Here is an 11,747-nt window from a genome sequence, read left to right as displayed (position 1 = left end):
GTGGGGTCAGACCCTCAACACCGCCAACGTCAAGCTCAAAGCTAACTTATCCGGGGGTCTGACCCCGGCTGTTAGAATCGGCGCTACCCTGACTCCGCTCCTGCCTGATGCGCCTGCCCCGCAGCTTTTCCCCCTACCTCGCCCTGCGCTTGCGCCTGGCCCATCATGCTTTGCTGCAATTTGCCGCCAGCCTGGCCAGTTCCATGGAAATTCTCGTGTTCCTGGCCGGCCCCGTCCTGCTGGGCCTGCTCAGCGTGATCGCCCTGCCGGGATTTCTCGCCATGAACCTGCCCTGGCCAGCGGCCCTGGGCTTGCTGGCGGCGCAAATGCTGCTGACATGCCTGCCCGCCTGGCTGCTGCGCAAGCGATTGTTGCCTGCCGCCACCGCCGCGTGGCTGCGCCAGCTGCCCTTGCCGCGCCACCTGCGCTGGCAAGCCGACATCGCCGTGGCCGGCCTGCTGATGCTGCCGCTGGGCCTCGCCTATGCCGTCTCGGCCACCATCTGGCTGCTGCAGTCGCCGCCCTGGCTGCGCCCCATTGCCGCGCCCGGCATGGCCGCCACCCTCGCCGTCTGGCTGCTGGCGTGGCTGTTGACAACGCTCATCGTGGCGCAGCGGCTGCGCGCGCCGCGGCCCGCACACAGGGCGCGCGCCCCCACGATGACGGCGTATGTGCCGCAACGGCCCCGCTGGCGCACGATATTCCTGTGGCGCCAGCTGTTCTGGCTGCCGTTCTGGCGCAATGAAAATGTGATCGGCCTGCAGCAAAGCGTGCTGCTGGCCACGGCTGGCGCCAGCATGCTGGCCTGGCTGCTGCGCGCGCCGCTCGTACCCGCGCCGCTGCTCGGTTTGCTGGCCAGCGCCAGCCTGATCATCGTGACGGACCGGGGCGACAAGGCCGTGCGCGAACAGATCGCCGTGCTGCGCCCCGCATTGGACGCCTGGCCCCTGGCCAGCACGGCCCTGACGCGCCTGGCCTGCGCCGCCAGCCTGCTCCCCGCCTTTGCCGTGCTGCTGGGCGCTGGCATCTTGCTGTATTGCATAGATCCCGCCGCCCTGCAGCGGCGCGTGACCGGCGTCTACGCCCTCACCGCCAGCGCGGCCCTGCTGGCCATCGTCGGCCTGCCCCGCCTGACGCCGCGCGGGCGCGTCGCCCTCGTCGTTTTCTCCATCCTTGCCTTGAGCGCCATCGGAAGCGAATTATGGAATTGAACCTGCCTACTCCCGTGCTGCACCTCGAGCACCTCGATTTTCACTTCCCCACGCACAGCGTCTTCCAGGGCTACAACCAGCAATTCGGCCCCGGCGTCACCTGGCTGCGCGGCGCGAACGGGGCCGGCAAGACGACCCTGCTGAAACTGGCGGGCGGCGCCCTGCTGCCCGCGCGCGGCGCCATCCGCCTCGATGACATCGACAGCGTCGCCATGCCGCTGGCCTACCGTGCCCAGACCTTCTATTGCGGCGGCGACACGCCCGCCCTGCCCTGGCTGCAAGTGCACGAGTTTCTCGACCTGCACCTGGCCCTGTACCCAGGCAGCGACCAGTCGCTGCTGAACGCGGAACTGCACGCCTTTGCCATGACATCAACCTTGCAGCAAAGCATCACCGCCCTCTCGCTGGGCCAGCATAAAAAGCTGCAACTGGCCCTGGCCCTGGCCTTGCCCGTGCGCCTGCTACTGATCGACGAACCGTTCAACGGCCTCGACGCGGCCGCCATGGCGCACCTGCGCGCGCGCCTGGCCGAACCGTCCCGCCTGGCGCGCCAATGCATCGTGCTGACCAGCCATTTGGCGCCGGACGTGCCGCTGGCGGCGACGCTGGAAATATAGACAGGAAATACAGCTTTGCAGATCGACCAAGGACAGCTTACGATGCCGTGTTGCAAAAACCGGCGATCCCGGTGCAGCCATTACCCATAACACGGCGCGCTTATTCACCGCGCCTGGCTTATTCTTGGAGATTATTATGTTGAACACCCACCGCCGCGCCCTGGCGATTTTGTGCGCCGCCTTCGCCACCTCGGCCATCGCGGCCGGCCCCACGGGCACGGCCGCCGACTATGGCAGCAGCGCCCCGCACGCCGCCGCCCAGCGCACCATCGAGCTGCAGGCCGACGCCCGCCACATCAACGTCACGCACGGCGAAACCGTCACCATCGCGCGCGCCGGCCAGCGTTTTACGTGGCACGTGCACACCTTCAACAACAAGACCGTCTTCGCCCTGGCCGACATCGCGCCGAAGGACATGCCCGTCGATGGCATCCAGGTGTATGTGGCCGGCAATCCGCTGTACGCGGGCAGCTAAGTTTCTTCTGTGCATAAAAAAAACCGGACCCCCCTTGCGGCAGTTCCGGTTTTTTCTTGATACGGCTCAATAGTTACGCCGTCAGTGCTTCCTTGGCGGCAGACTCTTCGACCACTTCCTCGTCGTCCGAGCGGATCAGGTGGTCAAAGGCGGACAGGGCTGCCTTGGCGCCTTCGCCGGTGGCGATGATGATCTGCTTGTACGGCACCGTGGTGACGTCGCCGGCCGCAAACACGCCGGGGATCGAGGTCTGGCCGCGGGCATCGACTTCGATTTCGCCGTGGCGCGACAACGCTACCGTGCCTTTCAGCCACTCCGTGTTCGGCACCAGGCCGATTTGCACGAAGACGCCTTCCAGCTCGACCTTCTTCGATTCGCCGCTGACCCGGTCCGTGTAGCTCAGGCCATTGACGATCTTGCCGTCGCCGTGGATCTCGGTGGTTTGCGCCGAGGTGATCACGGTCACGTTGGGCAGGCTGTGCAGCTTGCGTTGCAGCACCGCATCGGCGCGCAATTCCGCGCCGAACTCGATCAGGGTCACGTGTTTCACGAGGCCGGCCAGGTCGATCGCCGCTTCCACGCCCGAGTTGCCGCCGCCGATCACGGCCACGCGCTTGCCCTTGAACAGCGGGCCATCGCAGTGCGGGCAGTAGGCGACACCGTGGTTGCGGTATTCCTTCTCGCCCGGCACGTTGATTTCGCGCCAGCGGGCGCCGGTAGCCAGGATGACGGTCTTGGCTTTCAGGATCGCGCCATTCGCCGTTTCGATCTGCACCAATTTGCCCGGCGTCAATTTCGCGGCGCGCTGGGTGTTCATGATGTCGACTTCGTATTCCTTGACGTGCTGTTCCAGCGCCATGGCGAACTTCGGACCATCCGTTTCCTTGACGGAAATGAAATTCTCGATGGCAAGGGTGTCGAGCACCTGGCCGCCGAAACGCTCGGCCAGCACGCCCGTCTTGATGCCTTTGCGGGCCGCGTAGATGGCCGCTGCCGCGCCGGCAGGGCCGCCGCCGACGATCAGCACGTCGAACACGTCTTTCTTGTTCAGTGCCTCGGCCTGGCGGGCGCCGGCGTTGGTGTCGAGCTTGGCGAGGATTTCCTCGACATTCGTGCGGCCCTGGCCGAAGTGTTCACCGTTCAGGAACATCATCGGCACGGCCATGATCTGGCGCGCTTCCACTTCTTGCGGGAACACGCCGCCATCGATGGTGGTGACCTTGATGCGCGGGTTGATCACCGCCATGGCATTCAATGCCTGCACTACTTCCGGGCAGTTATGGCAGGAGAGCGAAATAAACGTTTCAAATTCGTAATCGCCGTCGAGGTTGCGGATCTGCTCGATCACGGCATCGTCGAACTTGATGGTGTGGCCGCCCACTTGCAGCAGCGCCAGCACCAGCGAGGTAAATTCATGGCCCAGCGGCACGCCGGCGAAACGCACGCCGATATCGGTGCCTGGGCGGTTGATGCTGAACGACGGGGTCCGTACGCCAGCGTCAGTGCGCTCGACCAGCGTGATCTTGTCGCTCAACAGGACTATTTCCTGGAGCAATTCTTTCATCTCGCGGGCTTTTGCGCTGTCATCGAGAGAAGCGACCAACTCAAGCGGATACACCACTTTTTCCAGGTAGGATTTCAGTTGGGTTTTGAGGGTGGCGTCTAACATGATGTTTTCCTTTTCTACAAATATTTAGGCGAATGCCGGGCCGGACACCCGGTCCGGCATCGCGGTAACTACTTGTTTGCTGCTAGATGTTGCAAGGTTTCAAGACTTAGATCTTGCCAACCAGGTCCAGCGATGGGGTCAGGGTCGCTGCGCCTTCCGTCCATTTGGCTGGGCACACTTCGCCTGGGTGGTTCGCCACGTACTGAGCGGCTTTGACTTTGCGCAACAGTTCCGCTGCGTCACGGCCGATGCCGTTGTCATGCACTTCCAGCACTTTGATGAAGCCGTCAGGATTGATGACGAAGGTACCGCGCAGTGCCAGGCCTTCTTCTTCGATCATGACTTCGAAGTTGCGCGACAGGGCGCCGGTCGGGTCGCCGATCAGTGCGTATTGCACTTTCTTGATCGCGTCCGAGGTGTCGTGCCACGCTTTGTGCGCGAAGTGGGTATCGGTCGAGATACCGTAGACATCGACGCCCAGTTTCTGGAATTCAGCGTGGTGATCGGCCAGATCTTCCAGTTCGGTTGGGCAAACGAAGGTGAAGTCGGCTGGGTAGAAGACGAATACCGACCACTTGCCTTTCAGCGACGCTTCCGTCAGGTCGACGAATTTGCCATTGTGGTAAGCGGTTGCCTTGAATGGTTTAACTTGGGTATTGATCAGCGACATAGTCATTTCCTCTCGTGTGGTGAATCAGTAAGACTCTAGTGTAAGGGGTTTTAACCCATATGCAAAATTGATTGTCACAATAGTTTCAATTAGTTTTAGCTATCATGACGCCATGGGAACTCCATGATAGGCAGTTCCCACGGGATTGGATAGCGGTGACAGTGGATACCCCTGCCGCCGCCAGGTGTTCAGTTCTTAGTTTTTCAGCTCTTCCGGTACCTTGCCGCCGTTTTCCGCCAGCTTGATCATCACCTGGCGGTGCAGCCAGATATTCATGCTGGCCGAATCGTTGGTGTCGCCCGTGAAATGCAGCTCTTGTGCCAGTTCCTTGCGCGAAGCCAGGCTGCTGTCCAGTTGAAGCAGTTTCATCAGGTCAACGATGGACGTGCGCCAATTGAGTTTTTCCGCGTTCTTGCTGGCCAGGTCGACCAGCACCACTTCCACGTCCACCACCGGCACGGCAGCCGCTGGTGCAGCGGCCGGTGCGGCGGCCGCTGGTGCGTCGGTAGCGGCGGCTGGCGTGGCTGCCGGGGCAGCGTCGGACGAATGGTGGAAGATCTTGTTGTAGATATTGCTGAAAATGCCCATGAGGTCACCTCGAGTTGAGTGAATGGAAGAAATACTGCCTGCGCTCCCGGTGTAGGTACCGGTGACAGCAAAGCCGGGCGCAGGCGCCAGCCCGTCGAGTATAAGCCCGTTCAAGCCGGGAGCCCTGTCCCGCAGGCGTGCATGCCATCTGGTGGCAGGCGATGCCTGTTTCAAGGGTGCAAGGGCCGCTGCGCGCGCAGCAGCGCATCGAACGCTTCGATGGCCAGCGGCGGCGCAAACAGCTCGCCTTGCGCAAAATCGCAGCCGATCTCCAGCAGGCGCGCACGCTGCTCATCGGTCTCCACCCCTTCGGCAATCACCCGCAAGCCCAGCTTGTGGGCCATGGTGACGATGGCTTCGCACAGCACCAGCTCGCTGGCGCCGGGCGCCAGCTTGCGCACCAGCACGCCGTCGAGCTTCAGGTAATCGATTCCGCATTGCTGCAGCTGCGTCAGCGAAGCATGGCCGCTGCCGAAGTCGTCCAGGGCGATCTGCAAGCCCGCTTCGCGCAAGTGCTGCAAGCGGGGCGCCATGCTGGTGCCGCCAGGTAAAAGCACATCTTCACGCATGTCGAGCACGATGGCCGAAGCCGGCACACCGAGCGCCGCCAGCTGGCGCAGCCAGGTGCCGGGCGCCTCGACTTCGCGCTGCAATTCCAGCGACGACTGGTTCAGGCACAGTTGCAGCCCCGGCAAGCCGATGGCATGGCCCTGCGCACGCCAATGCAGCAGTTGCGCCGCCGCCGTGCACAGCACCCAGTCGCCGATCTCCACGATCAGGCCGCTGCTTTCGGCCAGCGCGAGGAAATCCGGCGGGCACACGAAGCCCCGCTGCGGATGGTGCCAGCGCAGCAAGGCTTCCGCCTTCTCGATGCGTCCGCCATGCAGCGCGACGATGGGCTGGTAATACAGCTGCATCTGCTGTTCGCGCAGGGCCGTGCGCAAGTCCGCCCCCAGGCGCATGCGGTTGACGGCCGCCACCTGCATGGCGGGCGTAAAGTAGCTGTAGCGGTTGCGCCCCGCCCCTTTCGACACGTACATGGCCTGGTCCGCGTGCTTGAGCAATTCCTCGATGGTGCCCGCGTCGTCCGGATACAGGGTGATGCCGATCGAGGCCGAAACGAACGCCTGCTCCTGCCCTAGCAGGAATGGCGCCAGCAAGCCGTCGAGTATCTGCCGCGCGATGCGGTCGACTTGCTGCAGATCATCGAGGTCGGACAGGATCACCGTGAATTCATCGCCGCCCAGGCGCGCCACCGTGTCCGTCTCGCGCACGCCCACGCGGATGCGCCGCGCCGCCTCGATCAGCAGGATATCGCCCTGGTGGTGGCCGAGGGTGTCGTTGACTTCCTTGAAATGGTCGAGGTCGATGAACAGGATGGCCACGCGGCTCGTATCGCGCCGCCCCTGGGCCAGCGCCTGGCGCAGGCGTTCGTGGAACATGCGCCGGTTCGGCAATTGCGTCAGGGTATCGAAATTGGCTTGCTGCCAGATCAGCGCTTCCGTTTGCCGCTTGTCCGTCACGTCTTCCAGCATGCACAGGTGGTGCGGGCCGCCATGGCGCGCCGTGGCGATGGCCGTCACCGAGGCGTCGACCCACACCACGCCGCCATCGGGCCGGACGATCCGCTTGGCGTGGCGAAAGCCCTGCAGGCTCCGCGCCAGCAACTGCGCCACCTGCTCCTGCTCGCCGGGCACATCGTCGGGATGGCTGATTTCCATCCAGCTCGTTTGCTTCATGTGTTCCAGGCTGCGCCCGCTGATGGCCAGGTAGCGTGGATTGATGTCGAGAAACTGTCCGCTCACGGTATCGATCAGGGCGATGCCCATGGGCGCTTCCTCGAACATGGTGCGAAAGCGCAATTCCCCCTGGCGGATGGTTTCCTCCGTGCGGCGGCGCTCGCGGGCCAGGTTGTTGAAGTGAAAGGCCGCCGACACGGCCAGCAAGCTGCCCGCCAGGCCCAGCGACAGGTATAGCCAGCCCAGGTCGGCGCCCGGCACGGGGCGATACAGGAAACCCTTGTAGGCGCGGCTGTCCGTGGCATTGCGCGGCAACACGCCCATGCTGGCATACGTGTCGGCGATGTGCTGCCAGCGCTGGGGATTCATGTAGCCGAGCTCCACCAGCACGGGCTGCAGCAGCAATTCCATCTGCTGCGCCTCGTACAGCAGATGCGCGCGGTCGTGGCGCTGGCTGTACTTGACGTGGATCAGTTGCGCCATTTCCTCGCGGTGCGCCATCGCGTATTGCCAGCCGCGCAGGCTGGCCGCGCGGAACGCTTTCACGCGCTCGGGATGGCGGCGCAGTTCGTGCTCGCTGGTAAACAGGTTGTCGCCGTAGAAATCGATGCCGGCCGTGCGCGGCGTGAACTGGTAATAGGGAAAGCCCGCCCGGTCCAGGTAGTCCGGTTCGTTGGTGGAATACGCGGCGACGGCGTCGACCTTGCCATCGATCAAATCCTCGATGCGGTAGCTGGGCGGCAAGTGGCGCATCTGCTGCGGCGCGACGCCCATTTTCGCCAGGAACAGCGACACTTCATCGGCGGCAAGGGCCACGTCGCCGGCCGCACCGATCATCACGGGCGCCCCCACCAGCTTGCGCACGTCGGGCGCGCCGCCCTGCTGGCGCATCAGCAGCACGCTGGGCGAATGCTGGAACACGACGGCCAGCACCACCAGGGGCTTGCCGGCCAGGCGGCTGAGCAACAAGGTGCTGTTGCCCACGCCATACTCGGCCTGGCCCGCCAGCACGGCCGCCTCGGCCAGCGGCCCGCCGCCGCCTTCGACCAGCCTGACTTCCAGCCCCGCCTCGCGGTAATAGCCTTGCTCGATGGCCGCGTAATAACCGGCGAACTGGAACTGGTGCGTGAAATTGAGCTGCAGGGTAACGGGTTCCAGCGCCCGGGCTGGTGTGGCCAGGCACAGCAGCAGGAAGACAAAGCCGCGCCAGGCGCGCGCCAGCCTGCCGGCGAGCGGCAAGACAAGGCGGAAAGCGTCGCGGGCTTTCATCGGCATGGCGGAACACCACAGGAAGCTGCCGAGCTGGCAGGGGTAAGGCTATTGTAGCCGCCCCTTTTGCCAATGGATAACTATTTCAGTGAGGACAATAGCGTTGATGTTTTTGGCAAACAATGTCGCCATTGTTTGCGCTAGAACACGACGCCGGCCACCAAAATGATGTTGGCGTACGGACTGCACTCACCCGTGCGCACGATGGCGCGCGCGCCCTTGCTCAATTGCTTGAACTCCTCGTGCGTCACCTGGCGCGCATCGGGCAAAGCCAGGGCTGCCACCTGCGCCGCCATGGCTGGATTGTGCTGCGGCAACTCGCTGGCGAGCAAATGGTATTCCACCTGCATTTCAGTCAATACCGTGTTGACGGTATCGATGAAGCCGGGGATGCCGCGCGTCAAGGCCAGGTCGATCAGGGGCACGCCCGGCTGCGACGGCAAGCCCGCGTCGCCGATGACGAGCATGTCGCCATGGCCGAGCGACGCGATCAGTTGCGACAGTGCGATATTGAGCAGCGGTGATTTTTTCATGGGCGTCGTGTCGTTAGAACAGCTCGTGCAAGTGGGGGATCGACGTTTGCGCACCGGGCTTGGTGACGCTCCAGGCGGCCGCGCGCTGGCCTTGCTGGATCGCTTCCGCCTCGTCCATGCCGGACGCCAGGCCCGCCACAAAACCGCCGATGAAGGTGTCGCCGGCCGCCGTCGTGTCGACGGCTTGAACCACTTCGGCGGGGAAGGTGAAGTCGCCGCCGTACAGGGCCGCGTGCACGCCCTTGGAACCCAGGGTAATGATGACGTTGTCGCTGCCCAGCTTTTGCAGTGCGGCGGCCAGCGCCTTGGCATCCGCGCCATCCGGGCTGACGCCGGCCAGCATGGCCGCTTCGATTTCATTCGGTATCAGGTAGTCGACCAGTTCCAGCACGCCATCCGGCAAGCTGGCCGCCGGGGCCGGGTTCAGCACCACGGTCTTGCCCAGCGAACGGGCCAGCTTGATCGCATGCACGACGGTGGCCATCGGCGTTTCCAGCTGCAGCACGACGATATCGGCCTGTTCGATCAAACCTTGCGCCGCATCAATGTGCGCGGGGCTCAACAGATCGTTGGCGCCGCCGGCGATGACGATGCTGTTCTGGCCATTGTCGTCGACGAGAATCGAGGCGATGCCGGACGCCACGCCCGGCAAGGTGGTGATGTGGCTGTCGATGATGCCGTCGCCGACGAGCGCCGCGCGCAACGTCGCGCCGAACGCGTCGTCGCCGACGCAGCCGACCATGGCCACTTGCTGGGCGCCCGCCACTTTGCCGCTCAGGCGCGCGCAGGCCACGGCCTGGTTGGCGCCCTTGCCGCCAGGAATGGTGCGAAAGGCGCCGCCCGTCAGGGTTTCGCCGGGGAGGGGCATGCGCGGCACGCGCAAGACCAGGTCCATATTGATGCTGCCGATAACCACGATCATGATGTCATTCCCATCAGTTCAGTTGCAGGTGAAGAAGTAGGTGCGGAAGAAGATAGCGTAACGGCCGCGCTGGAGCCGCGCACGTGCAATTCCGGGGCGATGCTGCGCTGCTGGCGCGGCAAGGCGGGGTCGGCGATGCGCGCCAGCAGGCAGGCGGCCGTGATGCGGCCCAGTTCGCGCGTATTTTGCGCCACGCTGCTCAAGGCCGGATGCACGAAGCTGGCCAGGTCGATATCGTCGAAGCCGACGACGGCCAGTTCGCCCGGCACGGCAATGCCGCGCTCGGCGGCGGCGCGCAAGGCGCCGAAGGCCATCAGGTCGTTGCAGCAGAACAAGGCGTCGGGGCGCTGGTCTGGCGGCAGCGCCAGCAAGTCCAGCGCGGCCGCATAGCCGCCCGCGCTCGTAAAATCGCTGTGGCGGCACAGGGCGTCGGCCAAGGCCACGCCGGCGTCCGCCATGGCGCTGCGCACGCCGGCGATGCGGTCGTTGGAAATGCTCACTTCGCGGGGACCGGCGATGCAGGCGAGGCGCCGGCGCCCCAGGCCCAGCAGATGGCGCGCGGCCAGCACGCCGCCGGCGCGGTTGTCGACGGCCACGGCATCGATGGACAGGTCGCTGGGCGCGCGGTCGAGCAGCACGGCCGGCACCTTCATCTTGCGCAGCAATTCGCCATCGCTGTCGGCCAGCGCGGACAAAATCAATCCGTCGCAGCGTTTGGTCAGCAGCACGTTCAGGTAATCGCGCTGCTTGACGGGGTCGTCATCGGAATTGCACAAAATGACGCTGTAGCCGGCCGCGTAGCAGCTGTCCTCGATGCCGCGCGCCACTTCCGAAAAATACGGGTTCGTATTGTTGGGAATGATCAGGCCGATGGTGCCCGTGCTGCGGCTGCGCAGGGAACGCGCCAGCGCGCTGGGCACATAATGCAATTGCTCCGCCGCCGCCAGCACGGCGCGGCGCGCCTCGTCGCTGACGGGGCGGGTATTGTTGAGGACGTGCGACACGGTGGTGAACGACACCCCCGCCGCCTGCGCCACTTGCTTGATGGTTGCCATGGGCGATGTTGCGCTTAGGCGCGTTCGCCGCGGCGGCGGTAGGTGTCGAGCACCACGGCGGCGACGATCACCAGGCCCGTGACGATGCGTTTCACGGGTTCCGACACGCCCACTTGCGCCAGGCCCGCTTCCAGCACGGAAATGATCAACACGCCGATAAAGGTGCTGATGACGGAACCGCGCCCGCCCATCAGGCTCGTGCCGCCGATCACCACGGCGGCGATCACTTGCAATTCCATGCCCACGCCGCCGTTCGGGTCGGCCGCTTCCAGGCGCGACACCTGGAACAGCGCGCCCACGCCGGCCAGAAAGCCCATCAAGGCAAACACCAGCACTTTCGACGGTTTTGTATTGATGCCGGACAAACGTACGGCTTCCTCGTTCGTGCCGATGCCGATCCAGTGGCGGCCCAGCACCGTGCGCGTGAGCACCAGGTGGCCGATCACGACGATGGCGATCGAGGCGATGAAGGCGGGCGACAGGCCGAACGCGATTGGCGAGCTGATGCCGTCAACGGCGCTGCCGATGTATTCCGTGCGCGAGTTCGTCACTTGATACGCCATGCCGCGCGCCATTTCCAGCACGCCCAGCGAGACGATGAACGAGGGAATGCGCCAGCCGACGGAAATGAGGCCCGTGGTGGCGCCGCACAGGGCGGCGACGAACATGCCCAGCAGGGCCGCGCTCCACACGGGCCAGCCCCAGTGCACGACGGCCAGCGACAGCACGGACGCGGCCAGCGCCATCACGGAACCGACGGACAAATCGATGCCGCCGATGATCAGCACGAACGTCATGCCGACGGCCATCACCACCAGGGTGGGGATGTTGTTGGACAGGGTGCTCAGGGTGGCGAGCGTGAAGAAGTTTTCGCTGGCAAACGAGAACAGCACGCACATGGCGACCAGGGCGCCGATCAGGCCCGCATAGTTTTTCAGGTCGGCCAGGCTGCGCTGCAGATACGAAGGAGAGGAGTTGGTGGTCATGGGAATCTTTCCG

Annotated in this window: 11 protein-coding genes; 3 read left to right on the top strand and 8 right to left on the bottom strand. The window is 64.5% G+C overall.

The features are described 5' to 3' along the window. Nucleotides 1–107 precede the first annotated feature (107 nt). The 3 genes from NCG91_RS24375 (at nt 108) to NCG91_RS24365 (ending at nt 2,303) form a co-directional block, all read left to right on the top strand. Nucleotides 108–1,211, top strand: coding sequence for a hypothetical protein (locus NCG91_RS24375; RefSeq protein WP_251351568.1), 1,104 nt, complete (start codon nt 108–110; stop codon nt 1,209–1,211). Further along, a complete protein-coding gene (locus NCG91_RS24370) occupies nt 1,202–1,828 on the top strand; it encodes an ABC transporter ATP-binding protein (protein ID WP_251351567.1) in 627 nt (208 codons plus the stop codon). The genes NCG91_RS24375 and NCG91_RS24370 overlap by 10 nt, the downstream gene beginning before the upstream one ends. 136 nt (nt 1,829–1,964) lie before the next feature. Further along, a complete protein-coding gene (locus tag NCG91_RS24365) occupies nt 1,965–2,303 on the top strand; it encodes a CzcE family metal-binding protein (protein ID WP_251351566.1) in 339 nt (112 codons plus the stop codon). Between the two features lie 73 nt (nt 2,304–2,376). Here the strand turns inward: NCG91_RS24365 and ahpF are convergent, their stop codons facing one another. The 8 genes from ahpF to NCG91_RS24325 form a co-directional block, all read right to left on the bottom strand. Continuing rightward, the gene (gene ahpF, locus NCG91_RS24360) at nt 2,377–3,972 is read right to left on the bottom strand and encodes an alkyl hydroperoxide reductase subunit F (RefSeq protein ID WP_099666110.1); all 1,596 of its coding nucleotides are present in this window, start codon (nt 3,970–3,972) and stop codon (nt 2,377–2,379) included. Between the two features lie 106 nt (nt 3,973–4,078). Continuing rightward, the gene (gene ahpC / locus NCG91_RS24355; RefSeq protein WP_077398190.1) at nt 4,079–4,642 is read right to left on the bottom strand and encodes an alkyl hydroperoxide reductase subunit C; all 564 of its coding nucleotides are present in this window, start codon (nt 4,640–4,642) and stop codon (nt 4,079–4,081) included. A 195-nt stretch (nt 4,643–4,837) separates the two neighbouring features. Beyond that, a complete protein-coding gene (locus tag NCG91_RS24350; protein WP_099666109.1) occupies nt 4,838–5,230 on the bottom strand; it encodes a DUF3597 domain-containing protein in 393 nt (130 codons plus the stop codon). A gap of 170 nt (nt 5,231–5,400) precedes the next feature. After that, nucleotides 5,401–8,244, bottom strand: a complete 2,844-nt coding sequence (locus NCG91_RS24345) for an EAL domain-containing protein (protein WP_251351565.1) — start codon at nt 8,242–8,244, stop codon at nt 5,401–5,403. A gap of 134 nt (nt 8,245–8,378) precedes the next feature. Then, nucleotides 8,379–8,771, bottom strand: a complete 393-nt coding sequence (gene rbsD, locus NCG91_RS24340) for a D-ribose pyranase (RefSeq protein WP_230506466.1) — start codon at nt 8,769–8,771, stop codon at nt 8,379–8,381. Between the two features lie 13 nt (nt 8,772–8,784). After that, nucleotides 8,785–9,693: a ribokinase gene (rbsK, locus tag NCG91_RS24335; RefSeq protein ID WP_251351564.1), complete on the bottom strand. Its 909-nt coding sequence runs from the start codon at nt 9,691–9,693 to the stop codon at nt 8,785–8,787. Then, nucleotides 9,690–10,748 carry a LacI family DNA-binding transcriptional regulator gene (locus tag NCG91_RS24330; RefSeq protein ID WP_251351563.1) on the bottom strand — a complete coding sequence of 353 codons (1,059 nt, stop codon included), beginning with the start codon at nt 10,746–10,748 and terminating at the stop codon, nt 9,690–9,692. Before NCG91_RS24330 ends, rbsK begins: the two co-directional genes overlap by 4 nt. A 14-nt stretch (nt 10,749–10,762) precedes the next feature. Then, a complete protein-coding gene (locus NCG91_RS24325; protein ID WP_099666105.1) occupies nt 10,763–11,734 on the bottom strand; it encodes an ABC transporter permease in 972 nt (323 codons plus the stop codon). Nucleotides 11,735–11,747: the final 13 nt, after the last annotated feature.

Origin of the sequence: Janthinobacterium kumbetense (assembly GCF_023703445.1) — a bacterium.
In the GTDB taxonomy this organism is placed as follows: Bacteria; Pseudomonadota; Gammaproteobacteria; order Burkholderiales; family Burkholderiaceae_D; genus Janthinobacterium; species Janthinobacterium kumbetense.
The sequence above is the reverse complement of the archived record's forward strand: the minus strand, read 5'-3'. Positions and strand labels throughout refer to the sequence as shown.

What these genes read in the sequence shown, in the direction of transcription:
- NCG91_RS24330 (WP_251351563.1), bottom strand. Translation starts at nt 10,748, where the DNA reads ATGGCAACCATCAAGCAAGTGGCGCAGGCGGCGGGGGTGTCGTTCACC.
- rbsD (WP_230506466.1), bottom strand. Translation starts at nt 8,771, where the DNA reads ATGAAAAAATCACCGCTGCTCAATATCGCACTGTCGCAACTGATCGCG.
- NCG91_RS24350 (WP_099666109.1), bottom strand. Translation starts at nt 5,230, where the DNA reads ATGGGCATTTTCAGCAATATCTACAACAAGATCTTCCACCATTCGTCC.
- NCG91_RS24345 (WP_251351565.1), bottom strand. Translation starts at nt 8,244, where the DNA reads ATGCCGATGAAAGCCCGCGACGCTTTCCGCCTTGTCTTGCCGCTCGCC.
- rbsK (WP_251351564.1), bottom strand. Translation starts at nt 9,693, where the DNA reads ATGATCGTGGTTATCGGCAGCATCAATATGGACCTGGTCTTGCGCGTG.
- NCG91_RS24325 (WP_099666105.1), bottom strand. Translation starts at nt 11,734, where the DNA reads ATGACCACCAACTCCTCTCCTTCGTATCTGCAGCGCAGCCTGGCCGAC.
- NCG91_RS24370 (WP_251351567.1), top strand. Translation starts at nt 1,202, where the DNA reads ATGGAATTGAACCTGCCTACTCCCGTGCTGCACCTCGAGCACCTCGAT.
- ahpC (WP_077398190.1), bottom strand. Translation starts at nt 4,642, where the DNA reads ATGTCGCTGATCAATACCCAAGTTAAACCATTCAAGGCAACCGCTTAC.
- NCG91_RS24365 (WP_251351566.1), top strand. Translation starts at nt 1,965, where the DNA reads ATGTTGAACACCCACCGCCGCGCCCTGGCGATTTTGTGCGCCGCCTTC.
- ahpF (WP_099666110.1), bottom strand. Translation starts at nt 3,972, where the DNA reads ATGTTAGACGCCACCCTCAAAACCCAACTGAAATCCTACCTGGAAAAA.
- NCG91_RS24375 (WP_251351568.1), top strand. Translation starts at nt 108, where the DNA reads ATGCGCCTGCCCCGCAGCTTTTCCCCCTACCTCGCCCTGCGCTTGCGC.